The sequence below is a fragment of the Streptomyces sp. NPDC052114 genome, assembly GCF_040680155.1.
Classification (GTDB): Bacteria; Actinomycetota; Actinomycetes; order Streptomycetales; family Streptomycetaceae; genus Streptomyces.
In genome coordinates this window covers 153281-178470 of the sequence record NZ_JBFAWC010000009.1, presented here as the reverse complement: position 1 = coordinate 178470, position 25190 = coordinate 153281, and the positions used below count along the sequence as shown (strand labels likewise).

20 protein-coding genes are annotated in these 25190 nt (G+C 72.3%); 7 read left to right on the top strand and 13 right to left on the bottom strand.

What is annotated here, in order from left to right; translation table 11 throughout:
- The first annotated feature begins 213 nt into the window (after positions 1 to 213).
- Positions 214 to 1650, top strand: coding sequence for a cation:dicarboxylase symporter family transporter (locus AB0L89_RS21250; RefSeq protein WP_365143009.1), 1437 nt, complete (start codon positions 214 to 216; stop codon positions 1648 to 1650).
- On the opposite strand, the gene AB0L89_RS21245 is transcribed toward AB0L89_RS21250, so the two are convergent.
- The 3 genes from AB0L89_RS21245 to AB0L89_RS21235 form a co-directional block, all read right to left on the bottom strand.
- Positions 1589 to 3070, bottom strand: a complete 1482-nt coding sequence (locus AB0L89_RS21245; protein ID WP_365143007.1) for a Gfo/Idh/MocA family oxidoreductase — start codon at positions 3068 to 3070, stop codon at positions 1589 to 1591. The two genes, AB0L89_RS21250 and AB0L89_RS21245, sit on opposite strands and share 62 nt — an antisense overlap.
- A 216-nt stretch (positions 3071 to 3286) precedes the next feature.
- Positions 3287 to 6205, bottom strand: coding sequence for an FAD-binding and (Fe-S)-binding domain-containing protein (locus tag AB0L89_RS21240; RefSeq protein WP_365143005.1), 2919 nt, complete (start codon positions 6203 to 6205; stop codon positions 3287 to 3289).
- A 78-nt stretch (positions 6206 to 6283) separates the two neighbouring features.
- Positions 6284 to 6724, bottom strand: a complete 441-nt coding sequence (locus tag AB0L89_RS21235) for a MarR family transcriptional regulator (RefSeq protein ID WP_365143003.1) — start codon at positions 6722 to 6724, stop codon at positions 6284 to 6286.
- 187 nt (positions 6725 to 6911) lie between these two features.
- On the opposite strand from AB0L89_RS21235, the gene AB0L89_RS21230 reads away from it, so the two are divergent.
- The 4 genes from AB0L89_RS21230 (at position 6912) to AB0L89_RS21215 (ending at position 11833) form a co-directional block, all read left to right on the top strand.
- Positions 6912 to 8717 (top strand): ABC transporter ATP-binding protein, encoded by a 1806-nt coding sequence (locus AB0L89_RS21230; RefSeq protein ID WP_365143001.1) that lies wholly within the window; start codon positions 6912 to 6914, stop codon positions 8715 to 8717.
- A gap of 63 nt (positions 8718 to 8780) precedes the next feature.
- The gene (gene mltG, locus AB0L89_RS21225; RefSeq protein ID WP_365143000.1) at positions 8781 to 9599 is read left to right on the top strand and encodes an endolytic transglycosylase MltG; all 819 of its coding nucleotides are present in this window, start codon (positions 8781 to 8783) and stop codon (positions 9597 to 9599) included.
- Between the two features lie 115 nt (positions 9600 to 9714).
- On the top strand, positions 9715 to 10413 hold the full coding sequence (locus AB0L89_RS21220) for an antibiotic biosynthesis monooxygenase (protein WP_365142998.1): 699 nt from the start codon (positions 9715 to 9717) through the stop codon (positions 10411 to 10413).
- Between the two features lie 151 nt (positions 10414 to 10564).
- A complete protein-coding gene (locus tag AB0L89_RS21215) occupies positions 10565 to 11833 on the top strand; it encodes a S8 family peptidase (RefSeq protein WP_365142997.1) in 1269 nt (422 codons plus the stop codon).
- A gap of 21 nt (positions 11834 to 11854) precedes the next feature.
- Here the strand turns inward: AB0L89_RS21215 and AB0L89_RS21210 are convergent, their stop codons facing one another.
- The 6 genes from AB0L89_RS21210 to AB0L89_RS21185 all read right to left on the bottom strand — a co-directional run bounded on the left by AB0L89_RS21210 (position 11855) and on the right by AB0L89_RS21185 (position 17392).
- Positions 11855 to 12964, bottom strand: a complete 1110-nt coding sequence (locus AB0L89_RS21210) for an NAD(P)-binding domain-containing protein (RefSeq protein ID WP_365142996.1) — start codon at positions 12962 to 12964, stop codon at positions 11855 to 11857.
- 53 nt (positions 12965 to 13017) lie between these two features.
- Entirely contained in the window at positions 13018 to 14226 is a 1209-nt protein-coding gene (locus tag AB0L89_RS21205) for an LLM class flavin-dependent oxidoreductase (protein WP_365142994.1), read from the bottom strand.
- 3 nt (positions 14227 to 14229) lie between these two features.
- Positions 14230 to 15276 carry an ABC transporter substrate-binding protein gene (locus AB0L89_RS21200; RefSeq protein WP_365142992.1) on the bottom strand — a complete coding sequence of 349 codons (1047 nt, stop codon included), beginning with the start codon at positions 15274 to 15276 and terminating at the stop codon, positions 14230 to 14232.
- A gap of 60 nt (positions 15277 to 15336) precedes the next feature.
- The gene (locus tag AB0L89_RS21195) at positions 15337 to 16212 is read right to left on the bottom strand and encodes an ABC transporter ATP-binding protein (protein WP_365142990.1); all 876 of its coding nucleotides are present in this window, start codon (positions 16210 to 16212) and stop codon (positions 15337 to 15339) included.
- Positions 16185 to 17117, bottom strand: coding sequence for an ABC transporter permease (locus tag AB0L89_RS21190; protein ID WP_365142988.1), 933 nt, complete (start codon positions 17115 to 17117; stop codon positions 16185 to 16187). Before AB0L89_RS21190 ends, AB0L89_RS21195 begins: the two co-directional genes overlap by 28 nt.
- A 191-nt stretch (positions 17118 to 17308) precedes the next feature.
- A complete protein-coding gene (locus AB0L89_RS21185; RefSeq protein WP_355809829.1) occupies positions 17309 to 17392 on the bottom strand; it encodes a putative leader peptide in 84 nt (27 codons plus the stop codon).
- Positions 17393 to 17494: 102 nt separating this feature from the next.
- Between AB0L89_RS21185 and AB0L89_RS21180 the strand changes: the two genes are divergently transcribed.
- On the top strand, positions 17495 to 17917 hold the full coding sequence (locus tag AB0L89_RS21180; RefSeq protein ID WP_365142986.1) for a secondary thiamine-phosphate synthase enzyme YjbQ: 423 nt from the start codon (positions 17495 to 17497) through the stop codon (positions 17915 to 17917).
- 86 nt (positions 17918 to 18003) lie between these two features.
- Here AB0L89_RS21180 and AB0L89_RS21175 read toward each other — a convergent pair whose 3' ends face one another.
- The gene (locus AB0L89_RS21175; protein WP_365142984.1) at positions 18004 to 18423 is read right to left on the bottom strand and encodes a Fur family transcriptional regulator; all 420 of its coding nucleotides are present in this window, start codon (positions 18421 to 18423) and stop codon (positions 18004 to 18006) included.
- Positions 18424 to 18782: 359 nt separating this feature from the next.
- Here AB0L89_RS21175 and katG point away from each other — a divergent pair, with 359 nt between their 5' ends.
- Entirely contained in the window at positions 18783 to 20999 is a 2217-nt protein-coding gene (gene katG, locus AB0L89_RS21170) for a catalase/peroxidase HPI (RefSeq protein ID WP_365142983.1), read from the top strand.
- Between the two features lie 73 nt (positions 21000 to 21072).
- Here katG and AB0L89_RS21165 read toward each other — a convergent pair whose 3' ends face one another.
- From AB0L89_RS21165 to AB0L89_RS21155, 3 genes are all read right to left on the bottom strand, one after another.
- The gene (locus tag AB0L89_RS21165) at positions 21073 to 22314 is read right to left on the bottom strand and encodes a VWA-like domain-containing protein (RefSeq protein ID WP_365142981.1); all 1242 of its coding nucleotides are present in this window, start codon (positions 22312 to 22314) and stop codon (positions 21073 to 21075) included.
- A complete protein-coding gene (locus AB0L89_RS21160) occupies positions 22311 to 23606 on the bottom strand; it encodes a MoxR family ATPase (RefSeq protein ID WP_365142979.1) in 1296 nt (431 codons plus the stop codon). The genes AB0L89_RS21165 and AB0L89_RS21160 overlap by 4 nt, the downstream gene beginning before the upstream one ends.
- A gap of 168 nt (positions 23607 to 23774) precedes the next feature.
- Entirely contained in the window at positions 23775 to 25163 is a 1389-nt protein-coding gene (locus tag AB0L89_RS21155) for a hypothetical protein (protein WP_365142977.1), read from the bottom strand.
- Positions 25164 to 25190: the final 27 nt, after the last annotated feature.

The window sequence follows — 25190 nt, the reverse complement described above, 5'->3', positions numbered from 1 at the left end:
CGTGACCCTCCGCCCTCTCCGTCCGGCCCGCGGCAGACACTGCCGCGGGCCGGCTCCGTTGTGGAGCACGATCCAATTTGGAGCAAGATCCAAGATTTACGCCGATGTGACACCGGGGTCTTCTGTGCGGACAGGTGCCCGGCCATAGTGGCGGCTCCCGGAAGCTGGAAGTCAACTTCCGTATCCCAGAAGCCACTTCCTTCAGGAGTGTCCGTGCCGCAGTCCGTACCGTCCCTGCCGCGACGCGTCGCACGCACCTTGCGTACCTCTCTCTTCGCGCAGGTCGCCTGCGCCCTCGTGATCGGAGTCCTCGTCGGACGTCTGTGGCCCCACGCGGGCACGGCCGTCCAGCCGCTCGGCGACGGCTTCGTGCGTCTGATCAAGGCCATGATCGCGCCGCTGGTCTTCTGCGTGGTCGTCGCCGGCATCACCAAGGCCGGTGACCTCAAGGCGTTCGGCCGCATCGGCCTCAAGGCCCTCGTCTGGTTCGAGGTCGCGACCACGGTCGCCCTCGTCGTCGGCCTGCTCGCGGGGAACCTCGCGGGCCCCGGCGTCGGCATGGACGTCGACCCCGCCAAGCTCGACGCCTCCGCCGTCGACGAGAAGACCGGGGGCGGCGAGCTCCCCTCGACCGGCGAGTTCATCCTGCACTCGCTGCCCGACAGCGCGGTCGGCGCGTTCGCGGAGAACTCCCTGCTCCAAGTCCTCGTGCTCTCCTGCCTGGTGGGCGCGGCGCTGCTGCACCTCGGCCACACCAAGGTGCCCGCGATCCTGCCCGCCATCGAACAGGCACAGGAAGTCGTCTTCGCGATCGTCGGCTTCATCATGAAGCTGGCGCCGCTCGCCGTGTTCGGTGCCACCGCGCATCTGGTGGGGGAGTACGGTCTGGGCGCCCTGTCGACGTACGGGAAGCTCATCGGGGTCTGTTACGCGGTGGCCCTGCTCTTCCTCGTGCTGCTCGGCCTGGCCCTCAAGGCGCTGACCGGCCTGAGCCTGTGGAAGTTCGTGCGCTACACGCGTGAGGAGATGCTGCTCGCGCTCGGCACCGCGTCCAGCGAGACGGTGATGCCGCGCATGATGCAGAAGCTGCGCCAGGCGGGCTGCCGCGACGACGCCGTCGGCCTCGTGCTGCCGACGGGGTACTCCTTCAACCTCGACGGCGCCTCGATCTACCTCTCCGTCGGCACGCTGTTCATCGCGCAGGCCGTCGGCGTGGACCTGACCCTCGGGCAGCAGATCACCGTCGTCCTCGTACTGATGCTGACGAGCAAGGGCATGGCGGGCGTGCCGGGTTCGGCGTTCCTCGCGCTGTCCGCGACGGCCTCCGCGCTCGGGGTCATCCCTGCCGGGGCGGTCGCGCTGCTGCTCGGCGTGGACCGCATCATGGACGCGATGCGCGTCGCCACCAACCTCCTCGGCAACTGCGTGGCCGTCTTCGTGGTCTCCCGCTGGGAGGGCGCGCTGGACACGGCGCGCGCGAAGAAGGTCCTCGGCGGCGAGATCGCGTTCGTACCGGAGCAGGCGGACGGGCTCGACGGCGCGGAGGAAGCCGCCGCCGAGCCCACCGTTCCCAAGTCCCTGACGGGAGCTACGCCTTCGGCTTCTCCGAGTCCACGCCCGGACGCGCCTTCTTCCACAGCCCGCGAGTGAAGTCGGGTATCGCCTGAGGCGCGCCCTTCGCCTTGATCGACAGATGGCTCAGCGGCACGGGCGCGGTCCACGTCGCGGCGTCGTACACGTCGAAGTCCGGGACGAGGCCGAGCTGCATGGTCTGCATCAGCCGGAAGATCATGATGTAGTCCATGCCGCCGTGCCCGCCCGGCGGGTTCGCGTGCTCCTTCCACAGCCAGTGGTCGAACTGGTCGGCGTACTTGGCGAAGTCGCCCCACTCGTCATTGGTGTGGTCCGGCTCGATGTAGATGCGCTCGGGGTAGTCCTCGAACACCCCCCTCGTGCCGCCGAGGCTGTTGATGCGGCTGTAGGGGTGCGGGGTCGAGACGTCGTGCTCCAGCCGGATCACCCGTCCCTTCGCCGTCTGGACGAGACTGATGGTGCGGTCGCTCTCGATGTACGTCTCCTTCCAGCTCGGGTCGCCCGCCGGCATGTGCTCCTTGCGGTACTCGGCGAGGCCGAGGGCGGGCGTGCCGAAGCTGGAGATGTGCGTGACGCGGTCGCCGCGGTTGACGTCCATGTAGTTGGCGGTCGGACCGAAGCCGTGGTTGGGGTAGAGGTCGCCGCGCAGCCGGGTGTGCCACAGGCGGCGCCAGGGGCCCTCGTAGTAGTCGGGGTCGAACATCAGGCCGCGCAGATCGTGGTTGTACGCGCCCGCCGCGTGCAGCAGATCACCGAACTTGCCGGCGTGCGCCATGCGCAGCACCCGCATCTCGTTCTTGCCGTAACAGCAGTTCTCCAGCTGCATGCAGTGCCTGCGGGTGCGCTCCGAAAGATCCACCAGCTCCCACAGCTCGTCCAGCCGCAGGGCGATCGGACACTCCACGCCGACGTGCTTGCCGTTCAGCATCGCCGACTTCGCCATGGCGAAGTGGAAGTCCCAGGGCGAGGCCACGTACACGAAGTCGATGTCCTGGCGCTTGCACAGGTTCTCGTAGTCGTGCTCGCCCTTGGTGTACGTCGCCGGGGCGGGCTGGCCCGCGGCCGTGACCTTCTTCGCGGCGGCCGCGGTCTTCTCCTTGACCGGGTCGCAGAGCGCGACGACGCGCACGCCGGGGATGGCGAGGAACAGGTCGATCATGGACCCGCCGCGGTTGCCGAGCCCGATGATCCCGACGCGGACCGTGGAGCGCCGGTCGAACGGTACGCCGATCATCGTGGCGCCCTTGCGGGCGGGTGCCGCGGCCGTGTCCATGGCCGTGTCCGCGGCGGCAGCGGCCGCCGCCGGGGCGTCGGCGTGCGCCGTGCCGCCCGCGAAGGTGCCGAGTCCGATTCCCGCACCGGCGATGCCCGCCGTGCGGAGCACCGCGCGACGCGAGTGCCCGTCTCCCGTCGTGCCCTCGGCGGTGGCGTCGGGGGTGGTGCCGTCAGGGGTCGGTGTCGCGTTCTCGTCGTGCATCGGACCTCCGTAGTTCAATGTCGGCTGGTCTCTACCACTGCGCGCAAGTCACCCTGGTGGGGGTGTGGCCGTGGCGCAAGGGACCGAAGCGGTCAGGGAGTTGGACTTCTCGCGGAATCCCTGGACTCCCGGGTGACCCGCGACGTGTCGCTACGACAGAACGCCCCGCCCCCTGAGGGGGCGAGGCGTTGTGCCACTGCGGAAGTCCCGGAGGGATCAGGGACGCGTCGCGCGCTCCAGCTCCAGCAGGACGGAGTAGTAGCCGCGGCCCGTCGCGTGGTCCATGCCGACCTCGCACATGCGGTTCGCCGACAGATGCGCGTCGAAGGGGCGCGCGGTGACCTCCTCGGCCTCCTTGCGGGTGGCCGACTCCGTGAGTTCCTTGTGGAGCATGCCGCGGTCGCCCGCGAAGGCGCAGCACCCGGCGTCGTCCGGGACGACCACCTCGTCGGCACAGGCCTCGGCCACGGCGCGCAGCTGTGCCTCGTCGCCGAGGTGCCGCATGGAACACGTGGGGTGCAGCACGGCGGAGCCGATCGTGCGGTGCACGGTCAGACGGGGGAGCAGCTCGTCGGCCGCCCAGACGATCGAGTCGACGACCGTCAGCTCCCGGTGCAACGCGCGATTGTCGTCGGTCAGATACGGCACCACCTCATGCGCGATGCCGAGCGTGCACGAAGAGGCGTCGACGACCAGCGGCAGCCGGCCGCCCGCGGTCCAGCCCCAGGCCGCCTCGACGATGCGATTGGCCATGACCCTGTTCCCGGCGTCGTACCCCTTGGAGTGCCAGATCGTCGCGCAGCACGTCCCCGCCACGTCCTCGGGAATCCACACCGGTTTGCCCGCGCGTGCGGAGACGGCGACGACGGCCTCGGCGAGGGAACGGTCGCCGGGGCCGCCGAAGATGCGGTTGACGCACGCCGGGTAGTAGACGGCGGTGGCGCCCACGCGCCGGGTACGCGGCAGCCTGCGTGCCGCGGCCCCGGGGATCTGCGGCAGCCACTCCGGCACGAGGTCGGGGCGCACGGCCTTGCGGGCGGTGCGGGTCACCGCGGTGAGCAGCCGGTCGCTGATCCGGTCGGCGGCGGCCACCGCGAGCCGCGCGGACGCCTCGACGGCCTTGAAGTTCTTCGCGACGAGCGCGGCCGTCCGCTCCTCCCGCGGCGAGTGGCGCGCGTGCCGGAAGTCCTTCATCAGGGCGCCCGTGTCGATGCCGACCGGGCAGGCCAGCTTGCAGGTCGAGTCGCCCGCGCAGGTGTCCACGGCGGCATAGCCGTACGCCTCGACGAGGCCGTCCTCGACGGGGGAGCCCACGGGCTGGCGCATCATCTCGCGGCGCAGCACGATGCGCTGGCGCGGGGTCGTGGTCAGGTCCTCGCTGGGGCAGGTGGGCTCGCAGAAGCCGCACTCGATGCACGGGTCGGCGATCAGCTCCACCTTGGGGATGGTCTTGAGGCCGCGCAGATGCGCCTTCGGGTCGCGGTCGAGGACGATGCGGGGTGCGAGCACCCCGTCGGGGTCGATGACCTGCTTCGTGCGCCACATCAACTCCGTTGCCTTCGGACCCCATTCGAGCTCCAGGAAGGGCGCGATGTTGCGGCCGGTGGCGTGCTCGGCCTTGAGGGAGCCGTCGAAGCGCTCCACGGTCAGCCGGCAGAAGTCGTCCATGAAGGCGGCGTAGCGCTCCACGTCCGAGGGGACGGCCGCGTCGAAGGCGAGCAGGAAGTGCAGGTTGCCGTGGGCCGCGTGACCCGCGACCGCGGCGTCGAAGCCGTGCCGGGTCTGGAGGTCGAGCAGCGCCTCGCAGGCCTCGGCGAGCCGCCCCGGAGGCACCGCGAAGTCCTCGGTGATCAGCGTCGTCCCCGAGGGCCGCGAGCCGCCGACGGCCGTGACGAACGCCTTGCGCGCCTTCCAGTAGCCGCCGATCGTCCGCGCGTCGCGGGTGAAGGAGTTGGTCACCGACGCGACGGGCGCGACCAGTTCGAGTCCTTCGAGCGCCTTGGCCGCGGCGGCTTCGTACGCCTCCTGCGCGGCCTCGTCAGGGGCGCGGAACTCGACCAGGAGCGCGGCCGTCGCCTTCGGCAGGTCGGCCCAGTCGGCGGGCACGCCCTGGACGCTGACCGAGGCGCGCAGCGTGTTCCCGTCCATCAGCTCGACGGCGAGCGCGCCCGCGGCGTTGAAGACCGGGACGGCCGCGGCGGCGGCGGGCAGCGAGGGGAAGAAGAGCAGGGCGGTGCTGGTGTGCCGGTCCAGCGGCAGGGTGTCGAAGACGACCTCGGAGATGAACCCGAAGGTGCCCTCGGAGCCGACCATGAGCCCGCGCAGGATCTCCACGGGGGTCGTGCCGTCGAGGAAGGCGTCCAGGCGATAGCCGTTGGTGTTCTTGATCTCGTACTTGGCGCGGACGCGGGAGACCAGATCGGGGTCCGCCTCGATCTCGCGCTTGATCGCCAACAGGCCCTCGCACAGGGCCGGTTCGGCGTGGGCCAGTCGCTCGTCGGCGTCCGCTTCGGCCGTGTCCACGACCGTCCCGGTGGGCAGCACGAAGGTCAGCGAGGCGAGGGTGCGGTAGGAGTTGCGGGTGGTGCCCGCCGTCATGCCGGAGGCGTTGTTGGCGACGACGCCGCCGAGGGTGCAGGCGATGGCGCTCGCGGGGTCGGGGCCGAGGACCCGGCCGTACCGGGCGAGGGTGGCGTTGGCGCGCACGACCGTCGTCCCGGGCCCGATGCGTGCCCGCTCGCCCTCGCCGATGACCTCGATGCCCGACCAGTGCTTGCGCACGTCGACCAGGATGTCCTCGCCCTGGGCCTGCCCGTTCAGGGAGGTGCCCGCGGCGCGGAAGACGACCTCGCGGCCCCTGCCGTGCGCGTACGACAGGACCGCGGACACGTCGTCGATGTCCTCGGGGACCACCACGACCTGCGGCACGAAGCGGTAGGGGCTCGCGTCCGAGGCGTACCGCACCAGGTCGGAGACGTTCGTGAGGACCTTGTCCGCGCCGAGGAGCGCGGTCAGCTCGGAGCGCAGGGGCTCCGGGGTGCCCGTGGCCCGCCGGTCGGGCACGCGGTCGGGTGACGGTCCCTCCGTGCGCGACGTGGGGCGCAGGGCGTCCGGATCGGGCTCCAGCAGGGGCATGGCTCTCCCTCGACGGGTCTCGGCAACGGCCGCCTGGGCCGTCGCATGTCGGCGACGCGCCGCGGTGACCGTCGCGTGTCAGCAACGACCTCCGGGGTCGTCGACCAGGGCGGACAGCAGGCCGCCGAGCACCTCGCGCTGTTCGGCGGTCAGTGGAGCCAGGATGTCCTCTGCGGCGGCCCGGCGCGCGCTGCGCAGCTTTTTCAGCGCGTCCTGCCCCGCGTCGGTGAGTTCGATCCGGATCACCCGGCGATTGCTCGGATCCGGCGCACGCCGCACCAGACCGCCCGACTCCAGGCCGTCGACCAGGCTCGTCACGGCGCGCGGGACCACTTCCAGGCGCTGGGCGAGATCGGCCATGCGCGGCGGCGCCTCGTAGTGCGCGAGGGTGCGCAGCAGCCGGGACTGGGCCGGGGTGACGCCCACCGGCTCCAGATGGCGCTTCTGGATGCGGTGCAGCCTGCGGGTGAGCCGCAGCAGCTGTTCGGCGAGGGGGCCGTCGGTGTCCGGGGTGGTCATGCCGGGAACATTATCAGGACCTTGTGCATTGTGAACATAGGTAACAGTGAGCTATGCTCCCTGAGTCCTTCATCGTCCCGCCCGTATGCGTCCGATCACGCGTCGCGCAGGGAACACGCAGTACGCACCCGCGCCCGCGGTGCGCACCCCGCCGCGCATCCCGCAGGCCCGCACCCCGTAGGAGCCCATGCATCACGACGAACCGACCTGGACGCCGCCTCCCCAGGCCCCCGACCAGGAACCGCCGCGCCAGCTGCGCCGCATCCTCCGCCTCTTCCGTCCCTACCGGGGCCGCCTCGCGCTCGTGGGCCTGTTGGTCTGCGCCGCGTCCCTCGTCTCGGTCGCCACGCCCTTCCTCCTGAAGGAGATCCTCGACACCGCCCTGCCGCAGGGGCGCACCGGTCTGCTCAGCCTGCTCGCGCTCGGCATGATCCTCAGCGCGGTCGTCACCAGCGTCTTCGGCGTCCTGCAGACGCTGATCAGCACGTCCGTCGGGCAGCGCGTCATGCACGACCTGCGCACGGCCGTCTACGGCCGGCTGCAGAGCATGTCCCTGGCGTTCTTCACCCGCACCCGCACGGGCGAGGTCCAGTCCCGCATCGCCAACGACATCGGCGGCATGCAGGCGACCGTCACCTCCACGGCCACCTCCCTCGTCTCCAACCTCACGAGCGTGATCGCGACCGTCGTCGCCATGCTCGCCCTGGACTGGCGCCTGACCGTCGTCTCGCTGCTCCTGCTGCCGGTCTTCGTGTGGATCAGCCGCCGCGTCGGCCGCGAGCGCAAGAAGATCGCCACGGAGCGGCAGAAGCAGATGGCCGTCATGGCCGCGACCGTCACCGAGTCGCTCTCCGTGAGCGGCATCGTCCTCGGCCGCACGATGGGCCGCGCCGACTCCCTCACCAGGTCCTTCGCGGACGAGTCCGAGCGGCTCGTCGACCTGGAGATCCGCTCGAACATGGCGGGCCGCTGGCGCATGGCCGTCATCACGATCGTCATGGCCGCTATGCCCGCCGTCATCTACTGGACCGCGGGACTCGCCTTCCAGCTGGGCGGGCCGACCGTCTCGATCGGCACGCTCGTCGCCTTCGTCTCGCTCCAGCAGGGCCTGTTCCGGCCGACCGTGAGCCTGCTCTCCACCGGCGTGCAGATCCAGACCTCGCTCGCGCTCTTCCAGCGCATCTTCGAGTACCTCGACCTGACCGTCGACATCACCGAGCCGAAGGACCCGGTGCGCCTCGACGAGATCAAGGGCGAGGTCCGCTTCGAGGGCGTCGAGTTCCGCTACGACGAGAAGTCCGGCCCCACTCTCCAGGGCATCGACCTCGCGATACCCGCCGGCGGCAGTCTCGCCGTGGTCGGCCCCACCGGCTCCGGCAAGTCGACCCTCAGCCATCTGGTGCCCCGGCTGTACGACGTCACGGGCGGTCGCGTCACCCTCGACGGCGTCGACGTGCGCGACCTCGACTTCGACACCCTCGCGCGGGCCGTCGGCGTGGTCTCCCAGGAGACGTACCTCTTCCACGCCTCGGTCGCCGAGAACCTCCGCTTCGCCAAGCCCGACGCCACCGACGAGGAACTCGTCACCGCGGCCCGCGCCGCGCAGATCCACGACCACATAGCGTCCCTGCCCGACGGGTACGACACCGTCGTCGGCGAGCGCGGACACCGCTTCTCCGGCGGTGAGAAGCAGCGCCTTGCGATCGCCCGGACCATCCTGCGCGACCCGCCGGTCCTCATCCTCGACGAGGCGACCAGCGCCCTGGACACCCGCACCGAGCGGGCCGTGCAGGAGGCCATCGACGCCCTGTCCGCCGACCGGACCACCCTCACCATCGCCCACCGGCTCTCCACCGTCCGCGGCGCCGACCAGATCGTGGTCCTGGACGCAGGCCGCACCGCCGAGCGCGGCACCCACGAGGAGCTCCTGGCCCGCGACGGCCGGTACGCCGCGCTCGTCCGCAGGGACGCCCAGCTGGAGCCGACCGCATGACCACCGGGATGTTTGCGTGAAAATATGCCGGGAATGCCCGCTTTTGCGGGTTACCGTGCCCGCATGCAGACCAAGATTCCGCGACGGGGCACGATTCGACTGACGCGGCGGGGCCGGATCGCCCTGATCGCCACCGGGGCCGTCGCGGCGGCCACCGCCGTGGCGGTGCCGCTGCTGCTCCCCGACGACGAGGCGCGGCCCGAGACGCTGACCATCCCCGAGGGCTGGCGCTCGGGCCAGGTGTACGAAGCCGTGGACAAGGCCCTCAAGGTGCCCGCGGGCACCACGAAGAAGGCACTTGCGAAGGCCGACCTCAAACTTCCCGGCGACGCCGGGGGCAACCCCGAGGGGTACCTCTTCCCGGCGACGTACCCGATCGGCTCCCAGTCGACGCCGGCGTCCGTCCTGTCGTACATGGTGAACACCGCGAACAAGAAGTTCGGCGGCGGCCAGGTCACGGCGGGCGCCGACCGCAATGCCGTGAACGTCTACCAGACCGTCACCATCGCCAGCATGGTCGAGGCCGAGGCCGGCACGAAGGCGGACATGGGCAAGGTCGCCCGGGTCATCTACAACCGCCTCGACCGGGGCATGCCCCTCCAGATGGACTCCACCATCAACTACGCCCTGAACCGTTCCACGCTGGCCACCAGCGAGCGTGACACGAAGATCAGCAGCCCGTACAACACGTACGCGCGCATGGGTCTGCCGCCCACCCCCATCGGCAACCCCGGCGAGGCGGCTGTGCGGGCGGCGACCAGCCCGACGGCGGGCGACTGGCTGTACTTCGTGACCGTGAAGCCCGGGGACACCCGCTTCACCGCCAGCTTCGAGGAACACCAGAAGAACGTCGCGGAGTTCAACAAGACGCAGCCCAAGTAGGCCCTCCCCGGGATCCGTTCCCCGCTTTCGGTCGGCCCCCTCTTGACCTCGACCGCGGTTCAGGTACGACGCTGTGCCTCGATCTCACCGCAGCCGCGCTCAGGAGGAGCCGACCATGACCACGCCGATTCCCGATGCCTTCCCCGACGTCCGGCGCGCGGACGCCGGGACGATCCTCGTCAGCTCCTGGATCGTGCCCGCGCCGGACGTCCAGCGGCGGGCCGCGGACCTCGTCATCGAGGGCTGGGAACACGAAGAGCGCCCGGACGCGATGCTCTCCGTGACCACGTTCCTGGGCGAGGACGGCCGCGAGGTCCTCAACCACGCGCAGTGGACGGACGACGAGTCGCACCTGGCCTGGGCCCGCGCCCGGCGCTCCCAGAGCATCAGCGAGGTCGACCGGATCGTCCCGGGCATCGAGCGCCCCGGCCTGGTGCGCTATGCGCACTACCGCAGCTACGCACCCGCCCGGAGCGCGGACCGCACCCCCGGTGCCCTGGTCACCCCCACGTTCGAGACCGAAGGCCCCGACAGTCAGCGCGCGCTCGCCGATGCCGTCGTCGACATCCTTGAGCGGCTCCGGCCCGAGGGGCTGCTCGGGGCCCACTTCCTCGCGAGCAAGGACGGCCGGCGGGTGCTCAACCACGCGGAGTGGGAGGACATGGCGGCCTGGCGGCGCTTCGCCGGGGACGGCGGCACCCGCGAACTGCGCACGGCCATCGACACCTTGGAAGGCGTCACCCCGGTGCACGCCCGTCTCGACGTGCCGCGCTACCTCCCGCACAAGAGCCTGGTGAACGTCGTCGCGCCCTGAGCCGGGCGGGCATGCCCCGGCCTCTTGTGCCGGGCGGGACGGCACGAGAGGCTGACATGCGCTCCGCGCCGCACCACGGGCAACGACCGCACCGCGCACCGCACATGATCCGACCCCACCCCTGGTCAACGAAAGGTTCAGGTGCACCGGGATGAGAATGCCCTCCCGTCGGCGGCCCGCAGCGGTGCTGCTGTCCGCCGCGCTCGTGGCCGCCGGACTCCAGCTCGGCGTCGCCCCTTCCGTCACGCACGCGGCTTCCGGCGGCTCCGCCGGGGACGTGCGGCTCGCGAGCGGTTCCGAGACCGCCGTGCCGGACGGCTGGATCGTCGTACTGAAGGGCGGGCGCTCGGCAGCGGCCGCCGACGCCGCGCCCTCCGTGGCACGCGAGCTCGTCGGCCGGGCCGAAGGAGCGCGGCTCGGGCACGTGTACCGGGCCGCGCTGCACGGCTTCTCCGCCCGGATGAGCCGGGCGCAGGCGGAGCGCCTCGCTGCGGACCCCCGTGTCGCGTACGTCCGTCAGGACACCCGCGTCAGGATCGACGCCCCGCGGGCCGTGCGGCCCGCGGCGGACACCACACAGCCCAACGCGCCCTGGGGCCTCGACCGCATCGACCAGCGGCGCCTTCCGCTGTCCACCACGTACACCTACCGCACCACCGCCCCCAACGTGAGCGTGTACGTCATCGACACCGGACTGCGGACCACCCACGCGGAGTTCGGCGGCCGGGCCTCGGTCGGCATCGACACCGTCGGCGACGGTCAGAACGGCAACGACTGCAACGGCCACGGCACTCACGTGGGCGGTGTCGCGGCGGGCAAGACGTACGGGGTGGCCAAGCAGGCCAAGCTGGTGGCGGTGCGCGTCCTGAACTGCCAGGGCTCGGGCACCACTTCGGGGGTCGTCGCCGGGATCGAGTGGGTGACGAAGAACGCGAAGCGGCCCGCCGTCGCGAACATGAGCCTGGGCGGCGGGGCCAGCCAGGTCCTCGACACGGCGGTCCGCAACTCGATCAACTCCGGTGTCACCTACACCGTCTCGGCGGGCAGCTCCGGACAGTCCGGCGGGGCCTGCGACACCTCGCCCTCGCGGGTGCCCGAGACGATCGGCGTCGGTGCCAGTGACAGCGGCGACCGGCGGGCCTCCTCGTCCAACTACGGCGCGTGCGTCTCCCTGTTCGCGCCCGGCGTGCAGATCCCGTCCGCCTGGAAGGACAGCGACACCTCCAGTACGACGCTGAGCGGCACGTCCATGGCCACGGCGCACGCGGCCGGGGCGGCCGCGCTCCACCTCGCCTTCCGGCCGACGGACACACCGGCCCAGGTGAAGAAGGGGCTCGTCGACAACGCCACCACCGGGGCCCTGCAGGGCACCCCGCCGGTCACGCCCGACAAGCTCCTCTACACCCTCTATCTGCCCTGAGAATCCGGTGGGGGCGTCGCGTCACACCGTGACCGGCGCCTCCGCCAGCAGCCGCCGGACGTCGCGCACCGCCGCGCGGCCCGCGCGATTGGCGCCGATCGTGGACGCCGAAGGCCCGTAGCCGACCAGATGGACGCGGGGGTCGGCGGCGGCGCGGGTCCCCTCCATGCGGATGCCGCCGCCCGCCTCCCGCAGGCGCAGCGGCGCGAGGTGGTCGATCGCCGCGCGGAAGCCCGTCGCCCAGAGGATGACGTCGGCGTCCACCCGCCGGCCGTCGTCCCACTCCACGCCCGTCGGGGTGATCCGGTCGAACATCGGGAGCCGGTCGAGGACGCCGTCGGCCCGCGCCTGCCGGATCGCGTCGTTCACCGGCAGGCCCGTCACCGACACGACGCTGCGCGGCGGCAGGCCCTGGCGCACGCGCTCCTCGACCATGGCGACGGCCGAGCGCCCCCAGTTCTCGTCGAAGGCGCCCTCACGGAAGACCGGCTCGCGCCGGGTGACCCAGGTGGTCGAGGCCGCGTACGGCGCGATCTCCATGAGGTGCTGCGTGCCGGACGCGCCACCGCCCACGACGATCACCCGCTGACCGGCGAACGCCTCCGGACCGGGATAGACCGCCGTGTGCAGCTGCCGTCCACGGAACGTGTCCTGGCCCGGGTAGCGGGGCCAGAACGGCCGGTCCCAGGTGCCCGTCGCGTTGATCAGCGCGCGCGTCGACCAGGTGCCCGCGGAGGTCTCGACGAGGAGCCTGCCCCCGTCGCCCTCGCCGACCTTGCGCACGTCCACGGGGCGGTGCACCCGCAGGTCGAAGCGGCGCTCGTACGCCTCGAAGTACTCCCCGATGACCTCGGACGACGGGCGCGCGGGGTCCGCGTCCGTGAGTTCCATGCCGGGGAGCGCGTGCATCCCGTGGACCTTGGCGTACGTCAGTGAGGGCCAGCGGAACTGCCAGGCGCCGCCGGGCCGGGGCGCGTGGTCGAGGACCACGAAGTCCCGGTCCGGCTCGAAGCCGACCCGCCGCAGGTGGTGGGCGGCGGACAGGCCCGCCTGTCCGGCCCCCACGACGACCACGTCGACGTCCTGTGGCGCCGCCGCGGCGGCCGCGTCTCGTACCCCGATGTCGTTCACGCTTCTACTAACTCCATCGGGGTGTGAGATCTTCCCGCCCCGGACAGGGCACCTCAGCGGCCCCCGGCCACCAGCAGCGGAGCGCCGCCCGGGGCGGAGGCCGGGCGGCCGTTCGCCGCGGGCACCCCGGCGAGCGGCGCCGCCGGGATCCGGGGCAGCAGACCACGCGCGGCCAGGTCGGGGATGACGCCCTCCCCGAACCAGTACGCCTCCTCCAGGTGCGGATAGCCGGACAGGACGAAGTGCTCGACACCGAGCGCGTGGTACTCCTCGATGCGGTCGGCCACATCGGCGTGGCTGCCGACCAGGGCCGTGCCCGCGCCACCGCGCACGAGACCGACGCCCGCCCACAGGTTGGGCGAGATCTCCAGCTTGTCGCGGGAGCCGCCGTGCAGCGCGAGCATCCGCTGCTGGCCCACCGACTCGCTGCGGCCGAGCGCCTCCTGGGCGGCGGCGATGGTGTCCGGGTCGAGGTCGTCGAGCAGCCGGTTCGCGGTCGCCCACGCCTCGGCGGAGGAGTCGCGGGAGATGGTGTGCAGCCGGATGCCGAAGCGGACCGTGCGCCCCTCCTTCTCGGCGAGCCCCCGGATCCAGTCGATCTTCTGCTTGACCTGCTCCGGCGGCTCGCCCCAGGTCAGATAGACGTCCGTGTGCCGCGCCGCGACTGGACCGGCCGCCGCCGACGACCCGCCGAAGAAGATCTCCGGCAGCGGGTCCGGCGGCAGCGCGGTCAGCCCGCCCTCGACCTGGTAGTGCTCGCCGTCGAAGTCGTACGGCCTGCCGCTCCAGACCCCTCGTACGACCGAGAGGAACTCGTCGGTGCGGGCGTAGCGGCGGTCGTGGTCCAAGTGGTCGCCGAACCGCCGCTGTTCGGTCGAGTCGCCGCCGGTGACCACGTTCAGCAGCAGCCGTCCGCGGGTGATGCGCTGGTACGTCGCCGCCATCTGCGCGGCGAGCACGGGGGAGATGACGCCGGGGCGGAAGGCCACGAGGAACTTGAGGCGCTCGGTGTGCTGGGCGAGCGCGACCGTCGTCAGCCAGGCGTCCTCGCACCAGGTGCCCGTCGGCGTGAGCACCGCCTCGAAGCCCAGCTGCTCGGCGGCCTTGGCTATCTGGGCCAGGTACTCGATGTCGGGCGCGCGCACGCCGCTCACCGGGGTGACGCGGGAGCGCGTGATGCCGCCGTCGGTGTAGGCGTGCCGGTCGACGAGGGTACGGCCGTCGCCGCCGGTCGGCAGGAACCAGTGGAGGTGGACGGTCATGGGTCAGGACTCCTTGCTGTACGAGCGCGGCTTGCGGGTGGAGGGCGGCAGGTCGCCGTTGAACCGGGTGTCGACGAAGTCGCCGAAGTCGACGCGGCGCGGGATGAGCTTCAGGTCGGTGAACGTGTCCGCGATCTGCTGCTCGGAGGCGATGACGTTCTTGTCCACGGCCACCGGGACCCGGGTGCCGTTGGTGCGCTTGACCGCGTCGAGCGCCACCTCGTACGGCAGGCCGGTGTCCTTCGCCCAGACCTTCGCCCACGCCTCCGGGTGCTCGTAGACCCAGTCCTGCGCCCGGCGCAGCCGCTTGAGGTAGTCGTCGATCGCCGCCGCCTTCTTCTTGTCGGCGAGCGCGGCGGGCGACGCCACCTGGAAGCTCAGGCCGTTCACCACACCGTCGCCGTCGGTCAGGACGCGGCCCTTCTTCGCGCGCAGGACCTGCGAGGTGTACGGGTCCCAGACGGCCCACGCGTCCACCTTGCCGCCGGTGAACGCGGCCAGCGCGTCGGCCGGCTGCAGGTACTTGACCTCGACGTCCTTGAAGTCGAGCCCGGCCTTCTTCAGGGACGCGATCAGCTGGTAGTGCGCCGACGAACCCTGCGCCACGGCGACGGACTTGCCCTTGAGGTCCTCGGTCCGCTTCAGGGAGGAGCCGTTGGGCACGAGGATCGTCTCGCCGTCCGCCGTGCCATGGGTCGCGGCCACCACGGAGATCTTCGAGTCGGCGCCCGCCGCGAAGACGGGCGGGGTGTTGCCGACGGCGCCGACGTCGACGGCCTTGGCGTTGACGGCCTCCAGGAGCGGTGGCCCCGAGGTGAAGGTCGACCAGCGGATCCTGTAGTTCAGGTCGTCGAGCTCCCCGGCCGCGCGCAGCACGGCCTCCGAACCGCCCTTCTGATCACCGACGTCGAGGGTGAGCGACCCTTCTCCGTCGGTGCCGCCGCCCGAGCCGCCGACCGAGGTGCCCGCGGACGAGGTACCGGAGCAGGCGGCGAGCAGCAGGGCCAGGGGGACGAGCAGGGCGGCGGGGGCGAGAGGTGGTCGTCGCATGGGGTTCCGTTCGGTGCGGTCGGATCGTGGGGCGGAGCGGGCCTGGCGGGGGACGGGGCGTCAGGCGCTGGTCCTGGTGAGGGTTCTGGCGGCGGGGTCGGGCTCGGCCGCGGGGTCCTCTGGCGTCGGGGCGTCGGCCGCGTCCTTCCGGGGCGATGCGGCGGCGTCGGTCGCCCCGGTCCCCGATGCCTCGGCGTCCGCCGTCTCGACCCCGAGCCGCTGGAGCAGCTCCGCGCGCAGCTCGGCGAAGCGAGGGTCGGAGATCCCGCGGGGGCGGTCCAGATCGATCTCCTTCTCGTACGCGATGACGCCGTCGTCCATGACGAGCACGCGGTCGGCGAGCAGCACCGCCTCCTCCACGTCGTGCGTCACGAGCAGGACGGCGCACCCGCGTCGCTGCCACAGCTCGTCGACGAGGCGCTGCGCCTTGATCCGGGTGAGCGCGTCGAGCGCGCCGAACGGCTCGTCGAGCAGGAGCAGATCGGGCTCGCGCACCAGCGCGCGGGCCAGGGAGGCGCGCTGGGCCTCGCCGCCGGAGAGCGTCTTGGGCCAGGCGTTCGTGCGGTGCTTGAGCCCCACTTCGGCCAGGGCCCGCTCGGCGACGTCCCGGTCCGGCTTGCCCGGCAGCCCGAGCAGCACATTGCGCCACACCCGCTTCCAGGGCATCAGCCGGGGCGCCTGGAACGCGACGGCCTTGCGGCGCGGCACGAGCACGGTGCCCTCGATGTCGCGGTCGAGCCCCGCGAGGATGCGCAGCAGCGTGGACTTGCCGCAGCCGCTGCGCCCGAGCAGCGCCACGAACTCGCCCTGCCGCACGTCGAGGCGCAGGTCGTCGATGACGGCGCGGCCGTCGAAGCTGCGGGTGAGCCCGTCGACGCGCACCGCGGACGACGCGCTCCGAGCGGGGGTCACCGGCCGGTGAACGTCGGTCGCCATTGCAGGAGCAGCCTTTCGAGGGTACGGACGACGAAGTCGGCGAGGAGGCCGAGGAAGGCGTAGACGATCAGGCAGACCACGATCACGTCGGTCCGCAGGAAGTCGCGGGCCTGCACCATCAGGAAGCCGATGCCCGCGTCGGCGTTCACCTGCTCGGCGAAGACGAGGGCGAGCCAGGCGATGCCCAGCGAGTAGCGCAGCCCCGTCATGGCGCCGGGCAGCGCGCCCGGCAGCACGACGTGCCGCACGAGCCCCCACCGCGACAGGCCGAGCGACTCGCCGGCCTCGATCAACTGGGCGTCCACGCCGCGGATTCCGGCGTACACGTTCAGATAGAGGGGGAAGGAGACGCCGAGCGCGATGATGGCGATCTTGGGCGCCTCGCCGATGCCGAACCAGATGATGAAGAGCGGGATCAGTCCGACGAACGGCACGGTGCGCAGCATCTGCACCCCGGCGTCCACGAGGTCCTCGCCGATGCGGAAGAGCCCGGAGACGAGCGCGAGCGCCGTGCCGATGACGGTGCCGAAGAGCAGCCCGACGGCGACGCGCTGCAGGGAGACGCCCATGGCGTTCGGCAGGGAGCCGTCCGCGATGAGATCGCGCCCGACCTGCGCGATCGTCCCGGGCGATGCGAGGACGTCGCTGGTCAACACGCCCGTGGCGCTGAGGAGTTGCCAGAGGGCGAGCAGGAGGAGAGGGCCGGAGGTGCGGCGCAGCCAGCGGGGGACGCGGGTGCGGCGGCTGGAGAGGGGGACGAGGGCTTCGAGCTCGGGGCCGTCTCCGTCGGCGCCGGTCCCGCGGCCGGGACCGGCCGACCCGTCTCCAGTTGAGGACGTACCAGAACTGTCGGGCAAATCGGAGATGTCTGGCGATGGGTGTGGCGGGGCATGGCTGATGCTCATGGATGCTCCACGGCAGGAGGGGAGGGGCGCTCCGGCAGGTGGCGACGGGCCTCAGCGGGCCTCAGCGGCGTTCAGGCGTGCGGATCGGGGGACCCGTGGGCGAGGGCGCGTGAGAGCGACGGCGAAGAGGCGCGGGAAAGAGCCGGACTGCCGGAGGGGAGGTGAGGAATGGGGAAGCGGGTGAAAGGGCGTCAGCAGCCGCGACGACACGCGGAGGAGGCCACCCGCAGCAGGTCGATGTGACCGCGCGTGGTGAGCAGAGCTGAACGCAACATGCCGCTGAACGTAGCCAGATGGTGTGCACACGGTCAATGGCGTCTCGGAAACTGGACTCTCCGTATCGCCGAATGGGAAGCCGGATGCGGGAGGATGGACGCATGCCCGACGCGTTCACCACCCGGACCCTGCAGATCACCACCGGCTCGGCCGAGGTGGTCCACGACCTCACCCGCGACTGCGAGGCCTTCCTGCGGGAAGCGGCGGCCGGCCGCGACGGTCTCCTCAACGTCTTCGTCCCGCACGCCACGGCGGGCATCGCGATCCTGGAGACGGGTGCGGGCAGCGACGACGACCTCCTGGCCGCGCTGCACTCGCTGCTTCCGGCGGACGACCGCTGGCAGCACCGCCACGGCAGTCCGGGGCACGGCCGGGACCACGTCCTGCCGGCGCTGGTGCCGCCGCACGCGACGCTCCCGGTCATCGGCGGCCGGCTGGAGCTGGGGACCTGGCAGTCGGTGTGCCTGGTCGACACGAACGTCGACAACCCCCGTCGCGAGGTGCGGCTCTCGTTCCTCGGCTGAGGACGAAGAGGACGCGGTGCTCTCCGGGAGGGGACGCGGGAGGTTCGCTCCACCCGAGGGGCGGGGCCGCGCGTCGCCGCCGGGTGTCAGGCCCGCGGGCCGCAGTCCGGGCACAGCCCCCGATAGGTCACCTCGGCCGCCGAGACCGTGAACCCGAAGCGCTCGTCCTGCGGCAGCGAGGAGAGCGGATCGCCGTTCGGGTGGACGTCGCGGATGGTGCCGCAGCCCGAGCAGACCAGGTGCTGGTGGGGATGGTGGGCGTTCGGGTCGTACCGCCTGGCGCGGCCGTCGGTTGCCACTTCTATGACCTCGCCCAGGGCGACCAGCTCGCCGAGGGTGTTGTAGACGGTCGCCCGAGAGATCTCCGGCAGCCGGGCGGTGGCCTGGGCGAGCACCTCGTCCGCGGTGAGGTGGACGTGGTCGCCGTCGAGCACCTCGGCGACCACGCGGCGCTGGGCGGTCATCCGCCAGCCGCGTCCGCGGAGTCGTTGCAGCAGGTCACTCATGGCCACCAGCCTAACTTTTGCGTCGTCCGACGAATGATTCCGTCCGGGCCTGTCGGTCGTATTGACTTGGATTTCGTCCATCGTAGGATCGGTTCCGGCCGACAGCCAAGGGACAGGGACAGAGCAACATCAGGGAAGAGCACGTGAGTTCGGGAAGCTGCGTGAGTCCAGGGGGCGGGTCCGTGCGACCCGGCATCCGGCGCCCGGCTGCCGGACGGCCGTTTCCTCGTCCTCGCCTCGTGTCTGCGCTCCTCCGCCACGACCTGCTGCGCCGGTCGTACGGTGGCCCTGTGTCCTGGCTGTTCCACCGTCCTCAGAGCTCCTGAGCACCGTGATCCGCCCCGTCCGGAAGGATTCCCATGACCGAGAACCACGACGCGATCGTCACCGACCCGAAGCCTGAGGAGACAGGCGGCTGCCCGGTCGCGCACGGACGCGCGGCACACCCCACCCAGGGCGGCGGCAACCGCCAGTGGTGGCCGGAGCGGCTCAACCTGAAGATCCTCGCCAAGAACCCCGCCGTGGCCAACCCGCTCGGTGGGGAGTTCGACTACGCCGAGGCCTTCAACGCCCTCGACCTCCCGGCCGTCAAACGCGACATCGCCGAGGTGCTCACCACCTCGCAGGACTGGTGGCCCGCGGACTTCGGCAACTACGGCCCGCTGATGATCCGCATGGCCTGGCACAGCGCCGGTACGTACCGCATCAGCGACGGCCGCGGCGGCGCCGGCGGCGGCCAGCAGCGCTTCGCCCCGCTCAACAGCTGGCCGGACAACGCGAGCCTCGACAAGGCCCGCCGCCTGCTGTGGCCCGTCAAGAAGAAGTACGGCCAGTCCATCTCCTGGGCCGACCTCCTGGTCCTCACCGGCAACGTCGCCCTGGAGACCATGGGCTTCAAGACCTTCGGCTTCGCCGGTGGCCGCGTGGACGAGTGGGAGCCCGACGAGGACGTGTACTGGGGCCCCGAGACCGAGTGGCTCGGCGACGCCCGCTACACCGGCGACCGCGAGCTGGAGAACCCGCTCGCCGCCGTCCAGATGGGTCTCATCTACGTCAACCCCGAGGGCCCCAACGGCAACCCGGACCCGATCGCCGCGGCCCGCGACATCCGCGAGACGTTCCGCCGCATGGCGATGAACGACGAGGAGACCGTCGCGCTGATCGCCGGTGGCCACACCTTCGGCAAGACCCACGGCGCGGGCCCGGCGGACAGCGTCGGCGACGACCCCGAGGCCGCGCCGCTGGAGCAGATGGGCCTCGGCTGGAAGAGCTCGTACAACACGGGCGTGGGCAAGGACGCCATCACCTCCGGCCTGGAGGTGACCTGGACCGAGACGCCCACCCAGTGGAGCAACCTCTTCTTCAAGAACCTCTTCGAGTACGAGTACGAGCTCACCCAGAGCCCGGCCGGCGCCAACCAGTGGGTCGCGAAGAACGCCGAGGCGATCATCCCGGACGCGTACGACGCGTCGAAGAAGCACCTTCCGACGATGCTCACCACCGACCTGTCGCTGCGCTTCGACCCGGTCTACGAGCCGATCTCGCGCCGGTTCTACGAGAACCCGGAGGAGTTCGCGGACGCCTTCGCCCGCGCCTGGTACAAGCTGACGCACCGTGACATGGGTCCCGTCGTCCGTTACCTCGGCCCGGAGGTCCCCTCCGAGGAGCTGCTGTGGCAGGACCCGCTGCCCGCCCGCGAGGGTGAGCTGATCGACGCCGCGGACATCGCCTCCCTCAAGGAGCAGGTCCTCGGCTCCGACCTCACGGTCCCGCAGCTCGTCTCCGCCGCCTGGGCCGCCGCCTCCTCCTTCCGCGGCAGCGACAAGCGCGGCGGCGCCAACGGCGCCCGCATCCGCCTGGAGCCGCAGCGCGGCTGGGAGGTCAACAACCCCGACGAGCTCGCGCACGTGCTGCGTACGCTCGAGGGCATCCAGGAGTCCTTCAACTCCGCGGGCGGCAAGAAGGTCTCGCTGGCCGACCTGATCGTGCTCGCCGGCACCGCGGCCGTCGAGCAGGCGGCCAAGGACGGCGGCGTCGAGATCCAGGCGGGCTTCACGCCGGGCCGCGTCGACGCCGCGCAGGAGCAGACGGACGTGGAGTCGTTCGCCGCGCTCGAGCCGGCCGCCGACGGCTTCCGCAACTACGTCGGCAAGGGCAACCGCCTGCCGGCCGAGTTCCTGCTCCTCGACAAGGCGAACCTGCTGACCCTGAGCGCGCCCGAGCTGACGGTCCTCGTCGGCGGCCTGCGCGTCCTCGGCGCCAACCACGCCAAGTCGAAGCACGGCGTCCTCACCGACCGTCCGGGCACGCTGACGAACGACTTCTTCGTCAACCTGCTCGACCTGGGCACGCAGTGGAAGTCGACGTCCGAGGCGCAGGACGAGTTCGAGGGCCGCGACGCCTCCGGCGCGGTCAAGTGGACCGGCACGCGCGCCGACCTGGTCTTCGGCTCGAACTCCGAGCTGCGTGCCGTCGCCGAGGTCTACGCGAGCGACGACGCGAAGGAGAAGTTCGTGAAGGACTTCGTCGCCGCCTGGACCAAGGTCATGGACCTGGACCGGTTCGACCTGGTCTGACACGTCTGAGCACGCCGTCCGGGCCGGCCCCTCGGGGCCGGCCCGGACGCCCCTCACCGGCATCGGCGGGCGGTCATCCGATCTCGACCACGCGCGCCCAGGAGGGCGGCGCGTCCGGCACGTAGTCGGGGTTGTCCTCGTCGTACGCGGCGGACGACCGCCCTCGGGGGAACAGACCCACCACCGTCCGGCACGGCGGACGGCGCTCCGGCCACGGCGTCTGCCCGTCCGTCAGGACCACGACGACATCGGGGTGCGGCCGGGACCGCAGCGCCTCGGCGAAGCCCGAGCGCAGATCCGTGCCCCCGCCGCCCAGCAGTGGAATGCCCTCGGCCCGGCACAGCGGATGCACGGTGCCCGCCGCCGCGTCGCACGACATCACGGTGACCAGGTCACGGCGCCCGCCCACGGCACGGGAGATCGCGGTGACCTCCAGGAGCGCGCTGCCCAGCTCCGCGTCGCTGACCGAACCGGAGGTGTCGATGATCACGGACACCCGCGGGGGAGTGCGCCGCAGGCTCGGCAGGACGACGCCGGGCAGGGACGCCGAGCGCCGCGCCGGCCTGCCGTACGTGTAGTCCTCGCCCACGCCGGGCCCGGACGCCGCCGACCGCATCGCCGCGCCCAGCAGCTCCCGCCACGGCTGCGGCGGATGGAACGCCTGCTCCGCCCACCGCCGCCACCCCTTCGGGGCGCTGCCGGGACGGGCGGTGATGCCCTGCGCGACCCGGAACCTGACCCCGTCCCGCTCCTGCTCACTGAGCCCGTGCGCGCCGTCCGGCCCCTGGTCCCACTCCCGCTCCCGCCCGTCGGCGCCGCTGCCGCAGTCCAGCCACGCCAGGTCCTGGGTGTGCGGACCGAGCCGGAACTGCCGCAGATAGTCCTCCATGAGTTCGCCCGCGGGCAGGTCCAGGTCCGTGGGGTCGACGGCGCCCTCGGGCCGCACGAGGCCGTCGCCGAACACGTCGTCGTTGATCTCGCAGTCCGCCGCGATGTTCATCCGCAGCCGTTCCGCGGCGCCGGTCAGACCGCGCTGGCGCGCGACCCGGTCGCTGCGCCCGTGGTGGTCGCGCAGCAGGTGCGACACCTCGTGGACCCACACCCCCGCCAGCTCCTCCACCGGCGTCCGGTCCACGAAACCGGGCGAGACGTAACAGCGCCAGTACCGGTCGACGGCCATCGTGGGGACCTGCCGGGACGCGACGGTGTGCAGGGCGAACAGGGCCGTCGCCAGATAGGGCCGGGCACGGGCCGCCTGCAGCCGGGCGGCGAAGAGCTTGTCGAGGTCCAGGGCCCCGGGCCGGTCCGCGTTCATCGGCGGCCCCGTGCGCCGACCGCGGGACGGGCGTTCGCGCGCCGGGCGGCACGGTCCGCACGCAGGGAGAGGGACACCGTCCCGGTGAGCCGCTCGATCGACGCCGGGACGTCCCAGTCCTCGCGGCGCAACGAGGCCAGCGTCGTCGCGGGCACGACCACCAGGTCCGGCGCGCCGGTCTCCACGGCCCGCACCAGGAGCGCCCACGCCGCGTCCCAGCGGGACTTGTCGGGACGGTTGCGGACGACCTCCACGACGGCGTCGAGCGCGGCCTGGCGCAGGTCGCCGCGCTCGGGCAGCACGGCGGCGGCCGGGTCGGCGAGCAGCTCCTCGGGGTCGGGCAGGTCCAACCGGTCCAGCGCGGCGAGGAGTTCGAGGCCGGGGCCGTCACCCACCGTGCCCCGGACCAGCAGCGAGAGCACATCGCGTGAGGAACCCGCGGCGGTCGCGAAGGCGATCAGGCGCAGCGCCATCTCCCAACTGCGCGGCGACGGCCAGGCCCCGCCCCGGCGCGTCTCGCTGTCGGGCAGCTGGTGGACGAGCCGGGGGCGGCCTGCGAGGAGTCCGCACACGGCGCGGCGGGCCCGCTCCACCGCTTCGGGCAGCCTCTCCGGGGCGAGCCGGGGGAGCGTGGCACGGGGCCAGGTCCCGCCGAGGCCGCGGACGACGACGTCGTGGTCGTGCGTCCACTTCAGATGCACGAACCGGTTGGCCAGGGGCGGGCTCAGCTCCCAGCCGTCGGCCGCCGAGGAGCGCGGGTTGGCGGCCGCCACGATCCGTACGCCGGGCGGCAGGTGAAGGGCGCCGATCCGCCGTTCGAGGACGAGGCGGAGCAGGGCGGCCTGCACAGCGGGCGGCGCGGTGGACAGCTCGTCCAGGAAGAGCAGTCCGCGGCCCGCCCGCACCAGCCGCACCGCCCAGTCCGGCGGGGCCATCGGGACGCCGTGCTCGGCGGGGTCGTCACCGATGACGGGCAGCCCCGAGAAGTCGGACGGCTCGTGCACGCTGGCGATCACCGTGGTGAGCGGCAGGTCCAGGGTCGTGGCGAGCTGGGTCAGGGCCGCGGTCTTGCCGATGCCCGGCTCACCCCACAGGAGCACGGGCAGATCGGCGGCCACGGTCAGCGTCAGGGCCTCCAGCTGGTCGTCGGGGCGGGGTTCGGTGCTCGTGTCGCGCAGCAGGGTCAACAAGGAGTCGGCGACGTCGAGTCGGGAGGGGCCCGTGGGTTCGGGTGCAGGGGCGGCCGGTCCGTTGGAGGGAGCGGCGGCCGAGGTCAGGTGCTGTGTGGTCATGTGTGATCACCTTTGGGTTCGTGGCGGGCCGTGCGGTGGGCGCACGCAGGGCGGAGGAGACGCGGAAGAGAGGGAAGAGAGGGGTGACAGGGGATTCGGGACATGCGTCACCGACGAAGCGGCACCTGCCGGAGGCGCCGGGGCGGTGGTGGGGGCCCGAGGGCCGGGTCAGCGGAAGGTCGAGTGGCGTGGGCGCGAGCGGTGGCCGGAGTGGCTGGGGCGGTTGGTGCGGACGGGACCCGAGCCGGGACCGGGGCCCGTCAGCCCCGCCCGGTACAGCCCGTAGGTGATCCGCCGACGCGCCGCCGTCTCCAGCTCGTCCTTGAGGGCGCCCTCGCGCAACAGCGCCTCGGGACCGAGCAGTTCCTCGACGACGGCCAGCGCGCCGGTGATGTCGCCGTGGTCGAGACGCTCGCGGACGCCCGTGAGGCAGTCCGGGCGGCGGTGCGCCTCGTCGATGGCCCGCAGGCACGGCAGCGGCGTGCCGGTCAGCGCGACCAGGAGCTCCTCCCGCCGGATCTCGGCCGGATCGTGGTCCAAGGCGGTCAGCACCCCGTCGACCAGGCCGATCCGGTGCTGCGCTCCCCGGCACTCCACGAGCCGGGCGCGCCCCGCCCGGCCCGTGACGGGCGGCGGTCCTGCCGGTGCGGCACCGGGGGCCAGCGCCGAGGCGACCAGCGGATGCAGTCGGCCGGGAGTCACGGCGCCGGCGCGCAGCAGCTCCAGGTCGGGCAGGACCCAGGTCGCCGCGTCGGGCAGCACCGGCAGTGCCGCGCCGCCGTCGGGCGGCGCCGGTGCGATGCGCAGTCCGGGCGGACCGGGGCCGTCGGTGTCAGGGCCCCGGCCCGTGGCCGCCTCGATGGTCAGTCGGCTCCGCGCCCCGAGCCGTACGGCGACGGGACCTGCGGGCCGTCCCTCGGCGCGCAGCAGGATCTCCGCCTCGGCCGCCCATCGGTAGACGGCGCATCGGCGCGGCCCGGCCACCGGCTCGTCGCCGGGCGGGCGGTCCGCCCCGGCGCGGGTGGGCAGCTCGTCGGTCCTGCGGGCGTCCCAGAGGTGACGGTGCAGGTCCAGGCGGAAACGGCGGCTGGGGTGAGGGTGGGGATGGCGCCGGGCGCCCGGGTCGGCGCGGGTGCCGTCCCACAGCGCGAGGCTGATCCGCTGACCGGCGTCCGCCCAGGCCGGCGGCGTGCGGACCACGAGGTGCACGGGACGTACGCCATCGGGTCCGACCGTGTCGTACCGGGCCAGGGGAATCGTGAGACCGGGGCGCAGCAGCCCGTCGGGGGCGACCCGTGGCAGGTGCCAGCGCAGCAGGTCGGGTGCCAGGTGGCGTAGATCCGCCCGGATGCGGGCCGTGAGTTCCCTGCCGTGCGCACCGGCCACGGACGGGAGGCTGAGATCGACGTCGACGTGCGCGGCGGCGCATGCTCCTGCCCAGTCGCCGACGTGACGGCGGGCGGTCGCGGACTCGATCATGGAGGGCGGCACGGCGAACTCTCGCACGCGCGGCCAGAAGGAAAAGCGGGTGTCCCTCTGCGCGTTCCGAGTGAGCATCAGCACTCACCTTGCGCGGACGGGACC

Bases quoted from the DNA above. Each gene is read 5' to 3' on its own strand.
- AB0L89_RS21190 (WP_365142988.1), bottom strand. From the start codon at position 17,117: ATGAGCATCAGCCATGCCCCGCCACACCCATCGCCAGACATCTCCGAT.
- AB0L89_RS21180 (WP_365142986.1), top strand. From the start codon at position 17,495: ATGCCCGACGCGTTCACCACCCGGACCCTGCAGATCACCACCGGCTCG.
- AB0L89_RS21155 (WP_365142977.1), bottom strand. From the start codon at position 25,163: ATGCTCACTCGGAACGCGCAGAGGGACACCCGCTTTTCCTTCTGGCCG.
- AB0L89_RS21205 (WP_365142994.1), bottom strand. From the start codon at position 14,226: ATGACCGTCCACCTCCACTGGTTCCTGCCGACCGGCGGCGACGGCCGT.
- AB0L89_RS21185 (WP_355809829.1), bottom strand. From the start codon at position 17,392: ATGTTGCGTTCAGCTCTGCTCACCACGCGCGGTCACATCGACCTGCTG.
- AB0L89_RS21215 (WP_365142997.1), top strand. From the start codon at position 10,565: ATGAGAATGCCCTCCCGTCGGCGGCCCGCAGCGGTGCTGCTGTCCGCC.
- AB0L89_RS21175 (WP_365142984.1), bottom strand. From the start codon at position 18,423: ATGAGTGACCTGCTGCAACGACTCCGCGGACGCGGCTGGCGGATGACC.
- mltG (WP_365143000.1), top strand. From the start codon at position 8,781: ATGCAGACCAAGATTCCGCGACGGGGCACGATTCGACTGACGCGGCGG.
- katG (WP_365142983.1), top strand. From the start codon at position 18,783: ATGACCGAGAACCACGACGCGATCGTCACCGACCCGAAGCCTGAGGAG.
- AB0L89_RS21160 (WP_365142979.1), bottom strand. From the start codon at position 23,606: ATGACCACACAGCACCTGACCTCGGCCGCCGCTCCCTCCAACGGACCG.
- AB0L89_RS21230 (WP_365143001.1), top strand. From the start codon at position 6,912: ATGCATCACGACGAACCGACCTGGACGCCGCCTCCCCAGGCCCCCGAC.
- AB0L89_RS21165 (WP_365142981.1), bottom strand. From the start codon at position 22,314: ATGAACGCGGACCGGCCCGGGGCCCTGGACCTCGACAAGCTCTTCGCC.
- AB0L89_RS21195 (WP_365142990.1), bottom strand. From the start codon at position 16,212: ATGGCGACCGACGTTCACCGGCCGGTGACCCCCGCTCGGAGCGCGTCG.
- AB0L89_RS21200 (WP_365142992.1), bottom strand. From the start codon at position 15,276: ATGCGACGACCACCTCTCGCCCCCGCCGCCCTGCTCGTCCCCCTGGCC.
- AB0L89_RS21240 (WP_365143005.1), bottom strand. From the start codon at position 6,205: ATGCCCCTGCTGGAGCCCGATCCGGACGCCCTGCGCCCCACGTCGCGC.
- AB0L89_RS21235 (WP_365143003.1), bottom strand. From the start codon at position 6,724: ATGACCACCCCGGACACCGACGGCCCCCTCGCCGAACAGCTGCTGCGG.
- AB0L89_RS21220 (WP_365142998.1), top strand. From the start codon at position 9,715: ATGACCACGCCGATTCCCGATGCCTTCCCCGACGTCCGGCGCGCGGAC.
- AB0L89_RS21245 (WP_365143007.1), bottom strand. From the start codon at position 3,070: ATGCACGACGAGAACGCGACACCGACCCCTGACGGCACCACCCCCGAC.